The organism is Luteimonas sp. 9C, from assembly GCF_902506295.1.
Taxonomy (GTDB): domain Bacteria; phylum Pseudomonadota; class Gammaproteobacteria; order Xanthomonadales; family Xanthomonadaceae; genus Luteimonas.
Map to the genome: position 1 here is coordinate 196,118 of NZ_LR733313.1, position 19,538 is coordinate 215,655.

At 67.7% G+C, this 19,538-nt stretch carries 16 protein-coding genes, 1 tRNA gene, 1 other RNA gene and 1 riboswitch; of the genes, 5 read left to right on the plus strand and 13 right to left on the minus strand.

Annotated features, from left to right (window positions below; translation table 11 throughout):
- Window positions 1-12: 12 nt before the first annotated feature.
- From carB to hrcA, 7 genes are all read right to left on the minus strand, one after another.
- Window positions 13-3,282, minus strand: coding sequence for a carbamoyl-phosphate synthase large subunit (carB, locus tag CURTO8I2_RS13900; protein WP_159681850.1), 3,270 nt, complete (start codon window positions 3,280-3,282; stop codon window positions 13-15).
- 1 nt (window position 3,283) lies between these two features.
- Window positions 3,284-4,420, minus strand: a complete 1,137-nt coding sequence (carA, locus tag CURTO8I2_RS13905) for a glutamine-hydrolyzing carbamoyl-phosphate synthase small subunit (RefSeq protein ID WP_159681851.1) — start codon at window positions 4,418-4,420, stop codon at window positions 3,284-3,286.
- A 156-nt stretch (window positions 4,421-4,576) separates the two neighbouring features.
- Window positions 4,577-5,296, minus strand: a complete 720-nt coding sequence (dapB, locus tag CURTO8I2_RS13910; RefSeq protein ID WP_159681852.1) for a 4-hydroxy-tetrahydrodipicolinate reductase — start codon at window positions 5,294-5,296, stop codon at window positions 4,577-4,579.
- Window positions 5,297-6,027: 731 nt separating this feature from the next.
- Entirely contained in the window at window positions 6,028-7,164 is a 1,137-nt protein-coding gene (gene dnaJ / locus CURTO8I2_RS13915) for a molecular chaperone DnaJ (protein WP_159681853.1), read from the minus strand.
- Between the two features lie 139 nt (window positions 7,165-7,303).
- Window positions 7,304-9,220 (minus strand): molecular chaperone DnaK, encoded by a 1,917-nt coding sequence (gene dnaK / locus CURTO8I2_RS13920; RefSeq protein ID WP_159681854.1) that lies wholly within the window; start codon window positions 9,218-9,220, stop codon window positions 7,304-7,306.
- Between the two features lie 135 nt (window positions 9,221-9,355).
- Window positions 9,356-9,886 carry a nucleotide exchange factor GrpE gene (grpE, locus tag CURTO8I2_RS13925; protein ID WP_159681855.1) on the minus strand — a complete coding sequence of 177 codons (531 nt, stop codon included), beginning with the start codon at window positions 9,884-9,886 and terminating at the stop codon, window positions 9,356-9,358.
- Window positions 9,887-9,950: 64 nt separating this feature from the next.
- Window positions 9,951-10,991 (minus strand): heat-inducible transcriptional repressor HrcA, encoded by a 1,041-nt coding sequence (gene hrcA, locus CURTO8I2_RS13930; RefSeq protein ID WP_159681856.1) that lies wholly within the window; start codon window positions 10,989-10,991, stop codon window positions 9,951-9,953.
- A 146-nt stretch (window positions 10,992-11,137) separates the two neighbouring features.
- On the opposite strand from hrcA, the gene recN reads away from it, so the two are divergent.
- Window positions 11,138-12,805: a DNA repair protein RecN gene (recN, locus tag CURTO8I2_RS13935; protein WP_159681857.1), complete on the plus strand. Its 1,668-nt coding sequence runs from the start codon at window positions 11,138-11,140 to the stop codon at window positions 12,803-12,805.
- A gap of 121 nt (window positions 12,806-12,926) precedes the next feature.
- Here the strand turns inward: recN and fur are convergent, their stop codons facing one another.
- Window positions 12,927-13,331, minus strand: coding sequence for a ferric iron uptake transcriptional regulator (gene fur / locus CURTO8I2_RS13940; protein ID WP_159681858.1), 405 nt, complete (start codon window positions 13,329-13,331; stop codon window positions 12,927-12,929).
- Window positions 13,332-13,450: 119 nt separating this feature from the next.
- On the opposite strand from fur, the gene bamE reads away from it, so the two are divergent.
- Window positions 13,451-13,837, plus strand: a complete 387-nt coding sequence (gene bamE, locus CURTO8I2_RS13945; RefSeq protein ID WP_159681859.1) for an outer membrane protein assembly factor BamE — start codon at window positions 13,451-13,453, stop codon at window positions 13,835-13,837.
- Between the two features lie 9 nt (window positions 13,838-13,846).
- Here bamE and CURTO8I2_RS13950 read toward each other — a convergent pair whose 3' ends face one another.
- A complete protein-coding gene (locus CURTO8I2_RS13950) occupies window positions 13,847-14,125 on the minus strand; it encodes an RnfH family protein (protein WP_236551167.1) in 279 nt (92 codons plus the stop codon).
- Complete coding sequence (locus CURTO8I2_RS13955) at window positions 14,122-14,556, minus strand: type II toxin-antitoxin system RatA family toxin (RefSeq protein WP_159681860.1); 435 nt, start codon at window positions 14,554-14,556, stop codon at window positions 14,122-14,124. Before CURTO8I2_RS13955 ends, CURTO8I2_RS13950 begins: the two co-directional genes overlap by 4 nt.
- 38 nt (window positions 14,557-14,594) lie before the next feature.
- Between CURTO8I2_RS13955 and smpB the strand changes: the two genes are divergently transcribed.
- Window positions 14,595-15,095 (plus strand): SsrA-binding protein SmpB, encoded by a 501-nt coding sequence (gene smpB / locus CURTO8I2_RS13960; RefSeq protein WP_159681861.1) that lies wholly within the window; start codon window positions 14,595-14,597, stop codon window positions 15,093-15,095.
- A 39-nt stretch (window positions 15,096-15,134) separates the two neighbouring features.
- On the opposite strand, the gene CURTO8I2_RS13965 is transcribed toward smpB, so the two are convergent.
- Together CURTO8I2_RS13965 and ssrA are read right to left on the minus strand one after the other, a co-directional pair.
- Window positions 15,135-17,261 (minus strand): CHASE domain-containing protein, encoded by a 2,127-nt coding sequence (locus tag CURTO8I2_RS13965; protein ID WP_236551168.1) that lies wholly within the window; start codon window positions 17,259-17,261, stop codon window positions 15,135-15,137.
- Between the two features lie 148 nt (window positions 17,262-17,409).
- Window positions 17,410-17,763: a transfer-messenger RNA gene (ssrA, locus tag CURTO8I2_RS13970) on the minus strand.
- A gap of 203 nt (window positions 17,764-17,966) precedes the next feature.
- Window positions 17,967-18,137: riboswitch (yybP-ykoY riboswitch) on the plus strand.
- A 12-nt stretch (window positions 18,138-18,149) separates the two neighbouring features.
- Between ssrA and mntP the strand changes: the two genes are divergently transcribed.
- Together mntP and CURTO8I2_RS13980 are read left to right on the plus strand one after the other, a co-directional pair.
- Window positions 18,150-18,743, plus strand: coding sequence for a manganese efflux pump MntP (mntP, locus tag CURTO8I2_RS13975; RefSeq protein WP_159682130.1), 594 nt, complete (start codon window positions 18,150-18,152; stop codon window positions 18,741-18,743).
- A 74-nt stretch (window positions 18,744-18,817) separates the two neighbouring features.
- Window positions 18,818-19,315, plus strand: a complete 498-nt coding sequence (locus CURTO8I2_RS13980; protein ID WP_159681863.1) for a hypothetical protein — start codon at window positions 18,818-18,820, stop codon at window positions 19,313-19,315.
- A 57-nt stretch (window positions 19,316-19,372) separates the two neighbouring features.
- Here CURTO8I2_RS13980 and CURTO8I2_RS13985 read toward each other — a convergent pair.
- Window positions 19,373-19,462, minus strand: a tRNA-Ser gene (locus CURTO8I2_RS13985).
- Between the last annotated feature and the right edge of the window lie 76 nt (window positions 19,463-19,538).

The following is a 19,538-nucleotide window of genomic DNA, read 5'->3' on the forward strand; positions in this document are numbered from 1 at the left end:
GGCGTGCCTCCGTCAGTGTGTTGAGATGGCTGCCGCGTCGCCCTTGAGCTGCGCGTGCAGTTCCTGCAGCGCCCAGACCGGGCCGCTGCCGCGGAATTCCAGCGAGTGCAGCAACGCCTTCGCACCGGCGACGGTGGTCGAATAGGTCACGCGGTGCTGCAGGGCCTCGCGGCGGATCGAGAACGAGTCGGCGATCGCCTGCTTGCCCTCGGTCGTATTGACGATGTACGCGATCTCGCCGTTCTTGATCAGGTCGACGACGTGCGGGCGACCTTCGACGACCTTGTTGATCTGCTCGCAGGCGATGTCGTGCTCGCGCAGCCACTTCGTGGTGCCGGCGGTCGCGACGATCGTGTAGCCGCGCGCGATGATGTCGCGGGCGACGGGCAACACGCGCTTCTTGTCGGGGTCGCGCACGGACACGAACACCTTGCCGCTGGTCGGCGGCGTGCGGATGCTCGCCGCTTCCTGCGCACGGGCGAAGGCCGCGCCGAAGCTTTCGCCCACGCCCATGACCTCACCGGTGGAGCGCATCTCCGGCCCGAGGATCGGATCGACACCCTGGAACTTGGCGAAGGGGAAGATCGCTTCCTTGACCGAGTAGTACGACGGCACGATCTCGGTCGTCGCGCCCTGCTCGGCCAGGGTCTTGCCGGCCATGCAGCGCGCCGAGATCTTGGCCAGCGGCAGACCGATCGCCTTGGACACGAACGGCACCGTGCGCGAGGCACGCGGATTCACTTCCAGCAGGAAGATCGTATCCACGCCGTCGTCGTCGGTCTGCACCGCGAACTGGGTGTTCATCAGGCCGATGACCTTGAGCTTGCGCGCCAGGGCCACGACCTGCTCGCGCAGGCGCGCCTGCACCTCCGCCGACAGCGAGTACGGCGGCAGCGAGCACGAGGAGTCGCCCGAATGCACGCCGGCTTCCTCGATGTGCTCCATGACGCCGCCGATCAGCACGTTGCCTGCACGATCGGCAATGACGTCGATGTCGACCTCGACCGCGTTGTCGAGGAAGCGGTCGAGCAGCACCGGCGAATCGTTCGAGACCTTGACCGCATCGCGCATGTAGCGCGCGAGATCGCTGTCGGCATGCACCACTTCCATCGCACGGCCGCCGAGCACGTAGCTCGGACGCACGACCAGCGGGTAGCCGATCTCGCGCGCCAGCACCAGCGCTTCCTCGGGATTGCGCGCAGTGCGGTTCGGCGGCTGCTTGAGGCCCAGCTCGTCGACCAGCTTCTGGAAGCGCTCGCGGTCCTCGGCCAGATCGATCGAGTCCGGCGAGGTGCCGATGATCGGCACGCCGTTGGCTTCGAGTGCACGCGCGAGCTTGAGCGGGGTCTGGCCGCCGTACTGCACGATCACGCCCTTGGGCTTCTCGACCTCGACGATCTCCAGCACGTCTTCGAGGGTGAGCGGCTCGAAGTACAGACGATCGGACGTGTCGTAATCGGTCGACACGGTTTCCGGGTTGCAGTTGACCATGATGGTCTCGTACCCGTCCTCGCGCAGCGCGAGCGCCGCGTGCACGCAGCAGTAGTCGAACTCGATGCCCTGGCCGATGCGGTTGGGACCGCCGCCGAGCACCATGATCTTGTCGCGGCTGGTCGGCTGCGCCTCGCACTCGTCCTCGTAGGTCGAATACAGGTAGGCGGTGTCAGTGGCGAACTCGGCCGCGCAGGAGTCGACGCGCTTGTAGACCGGGCGCACGCCGAACGCACGGCGCAGCGCCCGCACAGCCTGCTCGTCGGTGCCCAGCAGCTGCGACAGGCGCGCATCGGAAAAGCCCATGCGCTTGAGCGCACGCACGCGCGCCTTGTCGAGCGCGTCGATGCCGGCCGCGGCGACTTCGGCTTCGGTCGTGATCAGTTCTTCGATCTGGTCGAGGAACCAGTGGTCGACGTAGGACAGCGCATAGACGTCCTCGACCGACAGACCGGCGCGGAACGCATCGGCCAGGAAGAACAGACGCTCGGGGCCCGGTTCGCGCACTTCGCGGCGCAGCGTGGCCATGTCGTCTTCATCGGTGAGATCGAGCCCGGTGGGATCGAAACCGACCTTGCCGGTTTCCAGCCCGCGCAGCGCCTTCTGCATCGATTCCTGGAAGGTGCGGCCCATCGCCATGACTTCGCCGACCGACTTCATCTGCGTGGTCAGGCGCGCATCGGCCTGCGGGAACTTCTCGAATGCGAAGCGCGGAATCTTGGTGACCACGTAGTCGATCGACGGCTCGAACGAGGCCGGGGTCTTGCCGCCGGTGATCTCGTTCTTGAGTTCGTCGAGCGTGTAGCCGACGGCGAGCTTGGCCGCGACCTTGGCGATCGGAAAGCCCGTGGCCTTCGACGCCAGCGCCGACGACCGCGACACGCGCGGATTCATCTCGATGACGACCACGCGGCCGTCCTTCGGATTGATGCCGAACTGCACGTTCGAGCCGCCGGTGTCGACGCCGATCTTGCGCAGCACCGCGACCGATGCATTGCGCAGGCGCTGGTATTCCTTGTCGGTCAGTGTCTGCGCCGGCGCGACGGTGATCGAGTCGCCGGTATGCACGCCCATCGGATCGAGGTTCTCGATCGAGCAGACGATGATGCAGTTGTCCGCGGTATCGCGGACCACTTCCATCTCGAATTCCTTCCAGCCCAGCACCGATTCCTCGACCAGCACTTCGGTCGTCGGCGACAGCTCGAGACCGCGGGTCACGATGTCGACCAGTTCCTCGCGGTTGTAGGCGATGCCGCCGCCTGAACCGCCGAGGGTGAAGCTCGGCCGGATGATCGTCGGATAGCCGACGCGCGTCTGGATGTCGAGCGCTTCCTCGAGCGTGTGCGCCACTTCGGCGCGCGGACATTCGAGACCGATCTCGCCCATCGCCACGCGGAACAGCTCACGATCTTCGGCCATGCGGATCGCGTCGCGCTTGGCACCGATCAGCTCGACGCCGTACTTCTCGAGCACGCCGTGGTCGGCGAGGTCCAGCGCGCAGTTGAGCGCAGTCTGGCCGCCCATCGTCGGCAGCAGTGCGTCGGGCTTTTCCTTGGCGATGATCTTCTCGACCGTCTGCCAGTTGATCGGCTCGATGTAGACGGCGTCGGCCATCTCCGGGTCGGTCATGATCGTCGCGGGGTTGCTGTTGACCAGCACCACGCGGTAGCCCTCGTCGCGCAGGGCCTTGCAGGCCTGGGCGCCGGAATAGTCGAACTCGCAGGCCTGGCCGATGACGATCGGGCCGGCGCCGATGATGAGGACGGTCTGGATATCAGTGCGCTTGGGCATGTCAGCGGCTCCCGGCGTTCTTGTTGTGCATCAGGGCCACGAACCGGTCGAACAGCGGCGCGACATCGTGGGGACCGGGCGAGGCTTCCGGATGACCCTGGAAGCTGAAGGCAGGCGCATCGGTGAGCTCGATGCCCTGGTTGGTGCCATCGAAGAGCGAACGATGCGTCACGCGCACGCTGGCCGGCAGCGAGGCCTCGTCGACGGCGAAGCCGTGGTTCTGCGAGGTGATCAGCACCTTGCCAGAGTCGAGGTCCTGCACCGGATGGTTCGCGCCGTGATGGCCGTGCGGCATCTTCAGCGTCTTCGCGCCGGCGGCGAGCGCCAGGAGCTGGTGGCCGAGGCAGATGCCGAAGACCGGCAGCTTGGCGTCGAGCAGTGCGCGGATCGCGTCGATCGCGTAATCGCAGGGTTCCGGATCGCCGGGACCGTTCGACAGGAACACGCCGTCGGGCTTCAGCGCCAGTACGTCGGCTGCAGGCGTCTGCGCCGGCACCACCGTCAGTTCGCAGCCGCGCTCGGCCAGCATGCGCAGGATGTTGGTCTTCACGCCGTAGTCGTAGGCCACGACCTTGAACTTCGCCGGCGCGGTGACGAAGGCGTTGCTGTCGAGATCGAGCTGACCATCGGTCCAGCCGTAGCGCTCGGTGGTGCTGACGACCTTCGCCAGGTCCATGCCCTTGAGGCCGGGAAACTTGCGCGCGGCCTCGAGCGCCTGCTCGACGTCGACGTCGCCGGCCATCACCGCACCGTTCATCGATCCGCGGTCGCGCAGCAGGCGCGTCAGCTTGCGGGTGTCGATCTCGGAAATCGCCACGATGCCGCGCGCGCGCAGCCACTCGGGGAGCGACAGTTCGCTGCGCCAGCTGCTCGGACGGCGCGGCACGTTGCGCACGATCAAACCAGCCGACCAGATCTTCGACGCTTCGTCGTCCTGATCGGTGCACCCGGTGTTGCCGATATGCGGATAGGTCAGCGTCACCAGCTGGCGCGCGTACGAGGGATCGCTCAGCACTTCCTGGTAGCCGGTCATGGCGGTGTTGAACACCACTTCGCCGACGGAAAGCCCGGGGGCGCCCACGGAAACGCCCTCGAATACGGTGCCGTCTTCAAGGACGAGGATTGCGGAATCTGTCACGAGGTCTTCGCCTACGTCAGGTTGCAGGAAACCGCCAGAGCGGTGGAAACCGGTCCGGAGGTTTGGGGTTCAGGCGAGCGGGAATTGTACCGATGCGACCCCCGTCGCGCCAGCGACGCGCAGGACACGTTCAGCGGACCCGCGGTGGCGTCGGCGCTACGACGCGCCCAGCAGGTCGGCGATCGCGTAGCGTCCCGGCGCGCGACCGGCCAGACGCGCGGCGACGTGCAGCGCGCCGCCGGCGAAGATGTCGCGGTTCGTCGCCCGGTGCACCAGCTCGACGCGCTCGCCATGACTGGTGAACTGCACCAGATGCTCACCGACGATATCGCCGGCGCGGATCGACGCGTAATGCGGTGTGGCCCCCTGCCCGGCGGCCGCTTCGCCCAGCGTGAGCGCAGTGCCCGACGGCGCATCGAGCTTGCGCGTGTGGTGCGATTCGACGATGTCGCAGTCCCAGCCCGGCAGCACCGCCGCCGCGCGTGCAACCAGGTCCTGCAGCACGGCGACGCCGAGGCTGAAGTTCGACGCCCAGACGACCGGAATCGTCGCGGCGGCCGCGTCGAGTGCGCCGCGTTGCGCGTCGTCGAGCCCGGTCGTGCCCGACACCAGTCCCGCGCCACGCTTGACGCACAACGCGAGCAGCGGATCGAAGCCGCCGGGCAGACTGAAATCGACCGCGACGTCGAACGTCGGCGCGCCGCCGAGCTCCGAAGCGCCGAAGTACGGCACGCCGTCGATGACGCGCTGCTTCGGCGCGCGGCCCGACACAGCCGCCACGACGTCGAGGTCCTCGCGTCCCGCCGCCAGCCGCAGCAGCGCCTGGCCCATACGGCCGGACGCACCATGCACCAGCACCCGCGGTCGGGCGCTCATGCCTGCGCGCCCGGCAGACCGGCGTCATCTGTGCGCGGCGCGACGGATGGATTGGAATAGGGTCGGGAGATGTCCATGCCTGCATTCTAGCGACGCGCCGCACGTCAGGAAGACGCGCGCGCCCGACCGCCGCGGGCCGCGAACCGGATGCGAACCCGTGCCCATCGTCCGTGCGCCGGGCACCCGACTTGTGCAGGCCGGGTCCCGCACGGTGCGGCGCGGGGCCGGACTGCATTCCGGGCCGCGCAGGTCAAGCGCGGCGGGACGACGTTGCCACGGCGCTGACGAGAAATTGGCCACGATTCTGCGCGCCCGGTGCGACGCCCTTCCGCGCGCTTATCCACACCTTGACCCACAGCTCGTCCACATCACCTGTGGACAGCCGTCCCGCTAGGCGTATCCGGTGCGCGCGTCAAGCGTTTTCTGCGCCCGCCCTGCCTCCAAGCCCGCCATGGCGCCTCGCGCGGCATGCGGCATGGGTGACGGCGTCCCGTGTCGTGCATCACAGTGGCGATGCCGTGACCAGGCCGGCTCCGCCTAATGCGGACGGACACTTGGCGTGCTTATCCACAGCTTTGTCTACCGTCGATCCACACTGCCTGTGGATCATTGCCGGCAGTCCCCGGACCGCCGATCTGCCTGGCGCGCCCCCTCTCCCCGCGCTGTCCCGACGCCGTAAACGACGACGCCCGGCGCTGGGCCGGGCGTGTCGATCGAAGCGGTATCTCCCATCAGGACGTCATGCGGTCCCAGAAGCCCTTGACCCCGTCGATGAAGGTGCTGGACTTGGGCGAATGCCGGTGCGCGTTCTCGCCGGTGAAAGTGGTCTCGAACTGGGCGAGCAGCTCGCGCTGCTCCTTGGTCAGATTGACCGGCGTCTCCACGACCACCTTGCAATACAGATCGCCCGGGCTGCGGCTGCGCACGGACTTGACGCCCTTGTCGCGCAGGCGGAACACCTTGCCGGTCTGCGTTTCCGCCGGCACACGGATCTCCGCCTCGCCGCCGAGCGTGGGCACGCGCACGATGTCACCCAGCGCGGCCTGCGAAATGCGCACCGGTACTTCGCAGTGCAGATCATCGCCGTCACGCTGGAAGATGGTATGCGGTCGCACGCGCACTTCGACATACAGATCGCCTGGCGGCGAACCCGCGGGACCGGCTTCGCCTTCGCCCGCGAGACGGATGCGGTCGCCGGTGTCGACGCCCGCCGGCACCTTCACCGACAGCACCTTCTCTTCCTCGACGCGACCGGCGCCGTGACAGGTCTTGCAGGGGTTGGCGATGATCTGGCCCTGGCCGCCGCAATGCGGACACGCCTGCTGCATCGTGAAGATGCCGCGCTGCATGCGCACCTGGCCGCGACCGGCGCAGGTCGAGCAGGTTTCGCGCTTGCCGTCTTCCGAACCGCTGCCGTCGCACTCGTCGCATGCGGCGAGTGTCGGCAGTTCGACGCGCTTCTCCACGCCGCCGACCGCATCCTCGAGATCGAGCTCCATCACGTAGCCGATGTCGGCGCCGCGACGCGGACCACCGCGACCGCCACCACCGCCGAAGATGTTGCCGAAGATGTCGCCGAAGATGTCGCCCATGTCCGCGCCGCCGCCGAAGCCCGGGCCGGCGTTGCCGCCGCCCATGCCGTGCTCGAACGCGGCGTGTCCGTGCTGGTCGTACATGCGACGCTTGCCGCCGTCCGACAGGACTTCGTAGGCCTCCTTGCACTCCTTGAACGCCGCCTCGGCACTCGCATCGCCGGGGTTGCGGTCAGGGTGGTACTTCATCGCGCAACGGCGATAGGCCTTCTTCAGTTCGTCTTCGGTGGCACTGCGGGTGACGCCCAGCACTTCGTAGTAATCGCGTTTGCTCATGGAAAACCGGTCGCAGGGACCGTCGTGGCGACGGTCTCGTTAAAAACGGAAGCCGGTCGCCCGACACCGCCACGCCGAGGGCGCGCACGATGCCGGGGTTCCGGCCGAAACGCCGCGGCAGGGCCGCGGCGGTACCGACTTACTTCTTCTCGTCGTCCTTGACCTCGGTGAACTCGGCGTCGACGACGTCGTCGGACTTCGGCGCCTCGCCCGACGCCGCACCGGCGTCGCCCTGGCCGGCCGCACCGGCGGCGGCGAACAGCTGCTGCGCGACTTCCTCGAGGTGCTTGGACTTGGCTTCGATCTGCGCCTTGTCGTCGCCCTTCATGGCGGTCTCGACCTCGGCGATCGCGGCTTCGGCATTGCCGATCACGTCGCCCGGCACCTTGTCACCGTTGTCCTTGATCGCACTGCGCGTGGCGTGCACCAGCGCATCGGCCTGGTTGCGCGCGCCGACCAGCTCCTGGAACTTCTTGTCGTCCTCGCGGTGCGCTTCGGCGTCGGCGACCATCCGGGCGATCTCGTCGTCCGACAGGCCCGAACCGGCCTTGATCTCGACCTTCTGCTCCTTGTTGGTCTTCTTGTCCTTGGCCGACACATGCAGGATGCCGTTGGCGTCGATGTCGAACGACACCTCGACCTGCGGCATGCCGCGCGGCGCGGCGTCGATGCCGGTCAGGTCGAAGCGGGCCAGCGACTTGTTGAAGCGGGCCTGCTCGCGCTCGCCCTGCAGCACGTGCACGGTCACGGCCGACTGGTTGTCGTCGGCGGTGGAGAACGTCTGCGAGGCCTTGGTCGGGATGGTCGTGTTCTTCTCGATGATCTTGGTGAACACACCGCCCAGGGTCTCGATGCCGAGGCTCAGCGGGGTCACGTCGAGCAGCAGCACGTCCTTGACGTCACCAGCCAGCACGCCACCCTGCACCGCAGCGCCGATCGCCACAGCCTCGTCGGGGTTCACGTCCTTGCGCGGCTCCTTGCCAAAGAACTCGGCGACCGCCGCCTGCACCTTGGGCATGCGGGTCTGGCCACCGACGAGGATGACCTCGTTGATGTCGGACGCACGCAAGCCGGCGTCATTGAGCGCGGTGCGGCAGGGCTCGATCGTCTTGCGCACGAGTTCCTCGACAAGCGACTCGAGCTTGGCGCGGGTCAGCTTGATGTTGAGGTGCTTCGGGCCCGACGCATCGGCCGTGACGTACGGCAGGTTCACTTCGGTCTGCTGCGAGGACGAGAGCTCGATCTTCGCGCGCTCGGCCGCATCCTTCAGGCGCTGCAGCGCCAGCGGATCCTTGCGCAGGTCGATGCCCTGGTCCTTGTTGAACTCGTCGACGAGGTAATCGATGACGCGCGCGTCGAAGTCCTCGCCGCCAAGGAAGGTGTCGCCATTGGTGGCCAGCACTTCGAACTGCTTTTCGCCGTCGACTTCCGCGATCTCGATGATCGACACGTCGAAGGTGCCGCCGCCGAGGTCATACACGGCGATCTTGCGGTCGCCGCCGGACTTGTCGAGGCCGTAGGCCAGTGCGGCCGCGGTGGGTTCGTTGATTATGCGCTTCACGTCCAGACCAGCGATGCGGCCGGCGTCCTTGGTCGCCTGGCGCTGGCTGTCGTTGAAGTAGGCCGGCACCGTGATCACGGCTTCGGTGACCTTCTCGCCCAGGTAGTCCTCGGCGGTCTTCTTCATCTTCTCGAGAATGCGCGCCGAGACTTCCTGCGCGGACAGGCGCTTGCCGTCGCTGGTCGACACCCAGGCGTCGCCGTTGTCGTGCTCGAGGATCTTGTACGGCACCAGGCCGATGTCCTTCTGGACTTCGGCGTCCTTGAACTTGCGGCCGATCAGGCGCTTGACCGCGAAGAAGGTGTTGTTCGGATTGGTGACCGCCTGGCGCTTGGCCGACGCGCCCACCAGCACTTCGCCGTCCTTGGTGTAGGCAACGATCGACGGCGTGGTGCGGTCGCCCTCGCTGTTCTCGATGACCTTGGCCTTGCCGCCGTCCATGATCGCCACGCACGAGTTCGTCGTGCCGAGGTCGATGCCGATGATCTTTGCCATTGCAGTGCTTCCTCTAGAAGATGTGTGTCTGGGTGACGGCCGGTGCCGTCGATGCCCGTGATCTGGGGACACGCAACACAGCGTTCAAGCGGTGAGACGCATCCGAATTCGCGATCGGACCGGGGCCCGCGGCGTTCAGTCAGCCTTGGCGACGACGACCATGGCCGGTCGCAGCAGGCGCTCGTTGAGCAGATAGCCCTTCTGGAACACCTGGGCGACGGCGCCCGGCGGCACGCCCGGCACCTCGACGATGCTCATCGCCTGGTGATGCTCGGGATTGAACGGATCGCCCGGGGCCGGCGCCAGCGTGGCCAGTCCGTTGGACTCGGTGGCCTTGGTCAGCTCGCGCAGGGTCAGTTCGACGCCGCTGCGCAGCGGATCGCTGTCGGATGCATTGGCGAGACCGGCTTCCAGCGCGTCGAACACCGGGACCAGCGCGGCCAGCAGGCGTTCGTTGGCGAAGCGACGGGCACTCTCGACCTCGCGGGCCAGGCGCTTGCGCTGGTTCTCCAGGTCGGCGCGCTCCAGCAGGACCTGCCCGCGGAGCTGCTCGAGCTCGGCGCTCAGACGCTCGACCTGCTCGGCCAGTTGCTGCTCCACCGGAGCCGCGTCCGGGCCATCGGTCTCGTGGGAAACGGGGGACTGCGAATCGTGCTGCTGGGTCATGTCGGGTTCCGGGGCGGTCGTCTGGCCGCCGACGGCACCAGCTATGGGGCCGCGGTCCCGCGATTCAAGGCTCGGGATGCAGCGCTGCGCCCAGCACGCTGGCGGTGGCCTGTACCACCGGGATGACCCGCTCGTAGGCCATGCGCGTGGGGCCGATCACGCCCAGCACGCCCAGGGTGCGGCCGCCGGCCCCGTAGGGCGCCGTCACCAGCGACATGCCTTCCAGCGGCGCCAGGCCGGTCTCCTCGCCGATGAAGATGCGCACACCCGGCGCGCGGATCGTGCGCTCCAGCAGTTGCAGGATCTCGCGCTTGCGGGAAAAGGCGTCGAAGAGCTCGCGCAGGCGATCGAGATCCGACAGGTCCTGGACACCGATCAGCCGGTTCTGCCCGGCCAGCAGCATGTCGTCGTCGCCCGGCACCAGCGCCTGCTCGGCCAGCTCCATCGTCTGCGACAGCAAGGCCTCCATCTCGTCGCGGGCGTGGCGCAGTTCCTCGACCAGCGCCGCGCGGATGTCACCCAGCGGGCGACCGGCGAACTGCTGGTTGAGATAGTTGGCCACCCGTTCCAGCTCCCCGGTCTCGAAGCTGCGCCGGGTCTGGATGATGCGGTTCTGCACTTCATGGTCGGCGAAGACGATGATCGCCATGACCCGCTGGCCGTCGAGCGGCACGAAGTCGATGTGCCGGAACGCCAGCTGTTCACGCCGCGGCACCGACACCACGCCGACGAAATGCGTCATCGCCGACATCAGCTCCGACGCGCTGCCCAGCAAGGACTGTTGCCCACCACCGCCCAGTTCGCCGCGCAGCCGCTCCATCTCCTGCGCGCGCAGCGGCTTGACCTGCAGCAGCGAGTCCACGAACACGCGATAGCCCTGCGCCGTGGGCACGCGGCCTGCCGACGTGTGCGGCGAGGCCAGCAGTCCCGCTTCCTCCAGATCGGACAGGATGTTGCGGATGGTCGCGGCGCTGACATCGAGACCGGCGTGCCGCGCGAGCGTCTGCGATCCGACCGGCCCACCCTCCTGGATGTGCCGCGCGATCAGCGTGCGCAGCAGGTGCCGGGCGCGTGGATCGAGCGGATGGCGGGGATCGGAGGACATGCGGGCGGTATACGGTGCGCCTACCCGTGATGCAAGCGCCGGCGTCTCCGCCCGTGAGACGGATGCACGGTATCCAGCGTTTCCACGCAGGCCGATTCGCTCGGCGATCTACTCGCGCGAGACGCGCCAAGGCACAATCCGCACCCATGCTGACCCATCTCGCCATCCGCAATTTCGCCGTCGCCAGCCAGTCGGATCTGGAGTTCGGCGCCGGCCTGACCGTCATCTCCGGCGAAACCGGCGCCGGCAAGTCGCTGCTGGTCGATGCGCTGGGCTTCCTGTCCGGCCAGCGCGCCGACAGCGGCATCGTGCGCCATGGCGCCGAGCGCGCCGAACTGCACGCCGAATTCGCACTCGACGATGCCGCGCCTGCGCTGCGCTGGTTGCGCGAACACGAGCTCGACGACGGCGACACCTGCCAGCTGCGGCGCACCCTGCGTGCAGACGGCGGCTCGCGCGCCTGGATCAACGGGCGACCGGCGACGATCACCCAGCTGGGCGAACTGGCCGGGCATCTGGTCGAGATCCACGGCCAGCACGAGCACCAGGCCCTGCTGGCCCGCGGCAGCCAGCTCGCGCTGCTCGACGCGCAGGCCGGCAACGGCGCGCTGCTGGCCGAGGTGCGCGCGACCGCGCAGGCGTGGCGCGCGCTGCACGACGAGCGCGACGCGCTGGTCGGCATCGGCGATGTGGCCGAGCGCCGCGACTGGCTGCGTCATCAACTCGAAGAACTCGACGGCGAATCGCTCGCCGCCGATGCGGTGGCCGAGCTGTTCGCCAGCCACCGCCGGCACGCGAATGCCGCAGGCCTCATCCAGACCTGCGACACCGCGCTGGAGCGTATGCGCGGCGACGACGATCTCGGCCTGCCGCAGGCGCTGCAGGCGCTGCGCCACGATCTGTCGCGGATGCGCGCCCACGAGCCGCGACTGGGTGAGGTGGACGCGATGCTCGACGCCGCGGCGATCCAGCTCGACGAAGCCACGCTGCTGCTGAGCCAGGTGCGCGACGATCTCGACATCGACCCGGAACAACTGGAGACGCTCGAACAGCGCCTGGCGCGATTGCACGAACTCGCGCGCAAGCACCGCGTGACGCCGGAGGAACTGATCGACGTGCAGACACGTCTGGCTGGCGAGCACGATCAGCTCGAGGGCGCCGGTGAACGCCTGAAGCAGCTCGACGGCGAGATCGACGCCGCGATGGGTCGCTGGCGGGCGGCCGCCGATCGCCTCGGTGCGGCACGCCGCCAGGCGGCCAAGGCGCTGTCGAAGGCCACCACCACGCTGATCCACGAGCTCGGCATGGGCGGCGGCGTGTTCGAGGTGGCGATCGAACCGGTCGAGACTTCACGACCCGATCCGCAGGGCGCGGAGCGCGTCGAGTTCATGGTGTCGGCCAACGCCGGCCAGCCACCGCGTGCGCTGCGAAAAGTCGCGTCGGGCGGCGAACTGTCGCGCATTTCGCTGGCGATCGAAGTCGCCGCGCTCGGCCACGATGCGGTGCCGACGATGGTGTTCGACGAGGTCGATTCGGGCATCGGCGGCGCCGTCGCCGATATCGTCGGCCGCAAGCTGCGCGCATTGGGCGAAAGCCGTCAGGTGTTGTGCGTGACCCATCTGCCGCAGGTGGCCTCGAAGGGCCATACGCACTACCGCGTACACAAGTCCAGCGCCGACGGTGCGACCGAAAGCCAGGTCAGCCTGCTCGACACCGGCGAACGCACCGAGGAACTCGCGCGCATGCTCGGCGGTGTCGACGTCAGCAAGGAAGCCCGTGCTGCGGCGCGGAAACTGCTGCAGGGCATGGTCTGACGGCAGCCACTGCGCTGCCTGCTGCGCCTGCGGTCGTCCGGAAATCGAGGAATAGCGAGCGCTCGAGCCCGCGGCTGCTCACTTCACGGCGCGCCAGGCGCGTCGAGCGAGCAGCGAGGCTTCAGCGCTTCTTGCGGACGTAGAGCACCAGCGAGTGTTCTTCGAGGATGTAACCGTACTGCTCGGCGATCTGCCGCTGCAGGGCTTCGATCTCGTCGCTTTCGAACTCGATGATCTTGCCGGTGTCCACATCCACCATGTGGTCGTGGTGGCCGCCGCGATCGAGTTCATAGACGGCATGACCGCCTTCGAAATTGTGTTTGAGCACCAGGCCGGCGGCCTCGAACTGGGTCAGCACGCGATAGACCGTGGCCAGGCCGATCTCGTCGCCCTGGTCCAGCAACTGGCGGTAGATGTCTTCGGCCGTGAGGTGCTGGCGCGGCGTGCGCTGCTCGAGCAACTGCAGGATCCGCATCCGCGGATGGGTGACTTTCAATCCGGCCTTGCGCAGGTCGAGCGATTCCATGGTGTCTCCGAATACAGGCAGGCATGCCACTGGGGGTTGAACGCCAGCTGCCTGGATCGCGGTTGCGGCGTGGCGCGCAGTGTATCATCGGGCGGTCATTCCAGGCCGTCATCCACGCCATGCACAAGCTTCTGCTCGTTCCGCTTCTCGCACTCGCCACCAGTGGTTGCGGCCTGCTGTACAAGCAGCCGATCTACCAGGGCAACCTGATCGACGGTTCCGCGGTCGAACAGCTGCAGGTCGGCATGGGCAAGGCGCAGGTCGAAGCGCTGCTGGGAACGCCGTCGATCGCCGACCCGTTCCACCACCAGCGCTGGGACTACACGGCCTCGCAGCGCGTGGACCGTCGTGGCCGCACCGAGATCAAGAACTTCACCGTGTTCTTCGAGAACGACCAGCTCGCACGCTGGGAAGGCGAGTATTTCCCGAAGCGCGACGAAGAACTGGCCGCGGAGATGCGCAAGTTCGGCAACCTCCCGCGCGAGAAGGGCAACCAGCGCCGCTGAGCGCGCGCGTCAGCCCGGGGTCCGGCTCGCCGCCGCCCGGCGTCGACGCGCTTCCTTCGGATCGGCCTGCAGCGCTTCCAGCAGTTCCAGGCGATCGCCGTCGTGCAGCTGAGACGCCTCCTGCACGCGCACACCGAAGACCGCATAACCGGCGACTGCATCCAGCACGTGCGGCGCCGTTCGCCGGATCGCGTCCACCGCCTCGGCCACGGTCGCAGTGTCGTCGAGCTGGAGCGTCCAGTGCGCGTGGCGGCCGGGCCAGGCGCGGACCACCCGCACGGATTTCACGGCACGGGCTCGTGTTCGGCCACCCGCACGAAGTCGTCCACCATGCGATCGGCGAGCCCTTTGAAGCCGATGGTGAGCGCGGGCAGCATCAGACGGCTCTTGGGTTCGAACTCCAGCAGCAGCGTGACCTTGCAGGCCCCGTCACCGAGCGTGGCGAAGGTCCATCGGCCGTGCAGCGACTTGAAGGGACCGTCGCGCAGCTGCATGTCGATGCTGTCGAAGGGCGACAGCGTGTTTTCGGTCGTGAACCACGTCCGCAGGGCGCCGAGCCCCAGATCCAGACGCGCGACCATGCGCGACTCGGTCGACTCCTGGATCTGCGCCGCATCGCACCAGGCGAAACGGCGCGGATAGGCGGCGACATCGTTGACCAGCGCGTACATGCGCTCGGCGGGCTGCCCGACGAGGGCACTACGTTCAATCTTGGGCATGACTCGCCTGGGGGACCTGCTTCGAGGACAATGGACGGATGAGCAAGAAAAGCGGCAAGGACAAGGATAAGGCAAACAGCACCGGCACCATCGCGCTGAACAAGCGCGCGCGCCACGAGTACTACTTCGAAGACCGCTTCGAAGCAGGCCTGGCGCTGCAGGGCTGGGAGCTGAAGGCGATCCGCGCAGGCCGCGCCATCATCGGCGAGAGCTACGCGATGGTCCTCCACAACGAGCTGTTCCTGATCGGCGCGCAGATCACGCCTCTCAGCCAGGCCTCGTCGCACGTGATCGCCGATCCGCATCGCACGCGCAAGCTGCTGCTGCACCGGCGCGAGATCGACACGCTGATCGGACGCGTGCAGCGCGACGGCTACACCGTGGTGCCCACGGCGCTCTACTGGAAGGGCAACAAGGTCAAGGCCGAAGTGGTGCTGGCGAAAGGCAAGCAGAGTCACGACAAGCGCGACGTCGCGCGCGACCGGGACTGGGCGCGTGACAAGCAGCGCGCGATGCGGGCGCACAACAAGAACGCCTGACGGGCGCCGTTCCCGCACGCCTTGGCGGCAATGCCGACCTCAGCGGCGCTGCGCGGACGGGGCCAGCGAGAACCGGAACGTGGCGCCGCCATCGGGCCGGCCGACCGCGTCGATCGTGCCGCCATGGCGTTCGACGATGCGACGCACCGAGGCCAGCCCCACGCCGTGGCCCTTGAATTCGTCGTCGCGATGCAGGCGCTGGAACGGCCGGAACAGCTTGCCCGCGTACTCGGCATTGAATCCCGCCCCGTTGTCGGCGACGTAGAACACCCCACCCGGCTCGGCGCCGAACTCGATCGTCGCGCGCGCCGTGTTCGCCGTGAACTTCCAGGCGTTGCCCAGCAGGTTCTCGAGCAGGTTGCGCACCAGGGCCGGATCCCCGTCCGCCTGCAGGTCCGGGGCCACGCGCACCGCGACCTCGCGTCCGGCATCGGTCTGGCGGAGCTCGGACAGTACCTCGCTGGCCATGCGGCTGAGATCGAGCGGCACGCGTTTGAACTCGCCGCGACTGATCCGCGACATCTTCAGCAGCGCGTCGATCAGTTGGTCCATGCGGGCGGCGGCATTGCGCACGCGCGCGAGGTAGTCCTGCCCCTGCGCATCGATCACGGCGCCGTAGCGCTCGGCGAGGATGCGTCCGAACCCGTCGATGCTGCGCAGCGGCGCGCGCAGATCGTGGGAGACGATGTAGGCGAACGACTCGAGCTCCTGGTTGGCCTGGGTGAGTTCACGCGTGCGCTGCTCCACGCGTGACTCGAGCGTCCGGTTCAGCGCATGCACCTGGGCCTCGGCACGCAGACGCTCCGTCACGTCGTCGACCTGCACCAGCCGCGCCACGTCGCTGCCCCCGTCGCCGGGCATCAGGGTGGACGCGAGGTGCACCTCGCGGATGTCGCCGTCGTCCCGGCGCAGCCGGCGTGTGCTGCGGTGCACGCCTTCGCGCAGCGCTTCCATCTCTCGCGAGCGCGACACATCGTCGTTGCCGTCCACGAAGTAGCCATTGAACAACGTCCCGGTCAGGGCGGTCCCGCTGACACCGGCGATATCGGCCATCGCCGGATTGCTCTCGAGAATCGTGCCGTTGCGGTCGAGCAGCACCATGCCGATCGCGGAGTACTGCATCGCATTCCGGAAACGCTGTTCGCTGCGCCGGTACGAATCGCTCAGGCGGTGTGCGAGCGTCTCGGCGCGCGACTGGGTCTGCGCGAGCGTCATCACCACCGCGAACAGCAGCAGCGATGCCACGACGCCCGTGATCAAGGTGGCCTGCAGCTCGCGCATGCCCGCCGATGCCAGCGGACCGACGTGCTGAAAATCGTAGCGCCAGCTGCGGCCGTAGAGCTGCTGGGTCACCGTGTGCAGCACCTCCGAACCCGGGCCATCTCCCTCGGTCCAGCCGTCGGACGCGAGCAGCGGCGCCTCGACCCCGTCGCTGACGTCGACGATCCGGAACGCCAACGCGTGGTCGACCGGAATCATCGAGCGGTCGATGAACTCCGCCGTGCGAAATGGCGCATACACCCAGCCGACCAGCGCGGTTTCGCGACCGGCGCGCGACATCGGCAGACGTGCGGTTCGGTACACCGCCGAGAATAGCAGCACGCCCGCCTGCCCCTCCCGACCGAACTGCCGCAGGCGCACCGGCGCGCTCAACCGGACTTCACCGCTGTCGCGGGCGGCGTCCATCGCGGCGCGCCGCGTCGGATCGCTGTACTGGTCGTAGCCGATGGCCAGCCGGCTGGAATCGATCTCGGGCTCGAAGTAGAGAATCGCGCCGTAATGCGGACGCACGCCGCGCGGGGTCAGCGTGAACAGCCCCTCGCCGGCCGCCCGCTGGCGCAGCTGCAACTCGGCCAGCGACTGCGGATCTAGATAGGCGACGTAGCCGATGCCCATCATGCCGGGCAGCTGGCGACGGATATCCAGCCCTTCGACATAGCCGCGCCACTGCCGCGCGGTCGGCGTCTCGACCGCGGCGCTGTGCAGGGCTACCCCGCCCCGCAGACTGAGTTCGTACTGCAGCAGCCGCTGGCGGACCGCCTCCGCAAGCTGGTCGGCATCGGCCACGAAGCTCGCCTCCGCGAGACGACGTTCGCGCTCGCCCGCGCCACGCGCGTAGAGCGTCACCATCAGCAGGGAACCGAGCAGCACCAGGCCTGCCAGCACATGGCTCCGGCGAAGCCGCCAGGCGGACTGCACCGGACTCGGAGGACTCGTGGAATGCGGCGGGTTCGCGGCCATCACGACAGCATAACGAGCGCGCCCGCATCGACCAAAAAAAAAACCGGGCCCGAAGGTCCGGTCTTTCAACAATTGGTGGAGGTGGCGGGAATCGAACCCGCGTCCGAAGGCACTCCATCCCCGGTACTACATGCTTAGCTCACCGTTGGATCTCGCCCTGTGGCAGCACGGTGTGCAAAGCGCACCCCAGGACCAGTCTGTTTTGTTCAAGCCGTGACTGACAGACAGCCATCACAGCCGGTTCCGTGATAATGACCCTACATCTACGAGCACGGGCACAAGTAGGTTCGGGGCTTACGCCTTAAGCGGCGAGAGCGTAGTTGTCGTCGTTGGCAACTAAAAGTTTGCTACTGGATTAACGAGGAAAGTCGCCCCCTCGGCATGCACCAGGCAATTTCGCAACCCCCGTCGAAGCCTGGGCACCCCCGGGAGTCAGAAGTCGCTCTGACCCGAGCAGTATAGGGCCGGTGCGCCGTATCTCAAGCGCTAGCCGGCGTGCAGGCAACCGCGGTTCACAGGCAGCGTGTGGAGCGGTGTCGACGCGACACCCGGATAGGCAGGTGCACGCGCACCGGTCATGTCATCGGCTATACGTGTGCGTTGCCGCAAGGGCGCTGCTAGCATGCGCGTCCCCTTGGGGAGTAGCCGGCTTCCGTGATGCGGAAGCGCCTGTATCAACACACTCGATCCGTTGCGATCGTGGTGCAGGCAACCAGTCAGGGTTGGCGAGACCAGCGGCATATCGGCGCAACAGCGGTTGGGCGTGCCGGCGTGCCGTGCATGGTCCAGGCCCGACCCGAAGCAGTCTTTCGCATGTCCCTTCTCTCGATCCTTCTGATCGGCTTCGCCATGTCCACCGACGCCTTTGCCGCCGCTATCGGCAAGGGCGCGGCGATGCAACGCCCGCGATTTCCCGAAGCACTGCGCGCAGGCGCGATCTTCGGCGTGATCGAAGCCGTCACACCCATCATCGGCTGGGCACTCGGTCTTGCAGCCGCCGCGTACGTCACCGCCTGGGATCACTGGATCGCCTTCGTCCTGCTCAGCGTGCTGGGCGCCCGCATGATCGCAGCCGGCGTCCGCAAGGACGCACCCGAAGACGCCGATGCCGCCGCGCGTCCCCACGGGTTTTGGAATCTCGCCGCCACCGGTTTCGCCACCAGCATCGACGCGATGGCGGTCGGCGTCGGTCTTGCATTTCTCGACGTCAACATCCTGCTGGTCGCAACCGTCATCGGTCTCTGCACCCTGGTGATGGTGACCACGGGCATCATGCTGGGCCGGGCGCTGGGCGCGATCGTCGGCAAGCGCGCGGAAATCATCGGCGGCCTGATCCTGATCGTCATCGGCATCGTGATCCTCTATGAACACCTCGCCGGCAAGGGCGGTGGCATCGGAATCGGATGAGTGTCCGCGGGGTTCACGGCCGCCTGACGAAACGCGACGGAAGCTCGTGGCATCTGCCCGGCAAGGAGCCGCCCGTGAAAGTCCGCCGCGTTTACAGCACCCCCGCCCTGCCCGACGCCGAAGCCGCGGTCCGGGCGGTCCGGGAAGCCGGCATTCCCGAGGACGACATCTCGCTCGTGGCGCGTGGCGACATCGAATTGGATACCGTCCCCGAACACCAGAAGGACGCGCCGACCGACTTCAAGCATGCCGCGGTGCGTGGTGCGGGCATCGGCGGTGCGACGGGCCTGCTGGCCGGACTCGTCGCAGTCGCGGTACCGCCACTGGGACTGACGCTGGCCGGCGTCGCGCTGACGACGCTCGGCGGCGCCGCCGTGGGAACCTGGGCGTCCTCGCTGGTGGGCGCGTCGTTGCCGGATCCGGTCCGGCAGAAGTTCGACCGCGAAATCGAGGCCGGGCGCATCCTGGTCGTCATCGACGGCGAAGGCGATGCCTTGGCGGCCGCGGAAACCGCGTTGCGCGCCGCGGGCGCGATCCATCTGCCGTACGACGAATCAACGGCGCTGGGCTGAGCAGGCATCCGCCGAAGCGGGCTGAAGGACGCGGCGTACAACTCGAGCTGCGCGTATTGGCGGAGAGAGTGGGATTCGAACCCACGGAAGGTTTGACCCTTCGGCGGTTTTCAAGACCGCTGCCTTAAACCACTCGGCCATCTCTCCGATGTGTCACATCCGCCGACGTGCAGCGCGCGGACCTGCGGATGACCGGCGATGCCGCCCAATGCGCGGATGACGC

What these genes read in the sequence shown, in the direction of transcription:
- dapB (WP_159681852.1), bottom strand. Translation starts at nt 5,296, where the DNA reads ATGAGCGCCCGACCGCGGGTGCTGGTGCATGGTGCGTCCGGCCGTATG.
- bamE (WP_159681859.1), top strand. Translation starts at nt 13,451, where the DNA reads ATGCACAAGCTTCTGCTCGTTCCGCTTCTCGCACTCGCCACCAGTGGT.
- dnaJ (WP_159681853.1), bottom strand. Translation starts at nt 7,164, where the DNA reads ATGAGCAAACGCGATTACTACGAAGTGCTGGGCGTCACCCGCAGTGCC.
- recN (WP_159681857.1), top strand. Translation starts at nt 11,138, where the DNA reads ATGCTGACCCATCTCGCCATCCGCAATTTCGCCGTCGCCAGCCAGTCG.
- smpB (WP_159681861.1), top strand. Translation starts at nt 14,595, where the DNA reads ATGAGCAAGAAAAGCGGCAAGGACAAGGATAAGGCAAACAGCACCGGC.
- carB (WP_159681850.1), bottom strand. Translation starts at nt 3,282, where the DNA reads ATGCCCAAGCGCACTGATATCCAGACCGTCCTCATCATCGGCGCCGGC.
- fur (WP_159681858.1), bottom strand. Translation starts at nt 13,331, where the DNA reads ATGGAATCGCTCGACCTGCGCAAGGCCGGATTGAAAGTCACCCATCCG.
- mntP (WP_159682130.1), top strand. Translation starts at nt 18,150, where the DNA reads ATGTCCCTTCTCTCGATCCTTCTGATCGGCTTCGCCATGTCCACCGAC.
- dnaK (WP_159681854.1), bottom strand. Translation starts at nt 9,220, where the DNA reads ATGGCAAAGATCATCGGCATCGACCTCGGCACGACGAACTCGTGCGTG.
- CURTO8I2_RS13955 (WP_159681860.1), bottom strand. Translation starts at nt 14,556, where the DNA reads ATGCCCAAGATTGAACGTAGTGCCCTCGTCGGGCAGCCCGCCGAGCGC.
- hrcA (WP_159681856.1), bottom strand. Translation starts at nt 10,991, where the DNA reads ATGTCCTCCGATCCCCGCCATCCGCTCGATCCACGCGCCCGGCACCTG.
- grpE (WP_159681855.1), bottom strand. Translation starts at nt 9,886, where the DNA reads ATGACCCAGCAGCACGATTCGCAGTCCCCCGTTTCCCACGAGACCGAT.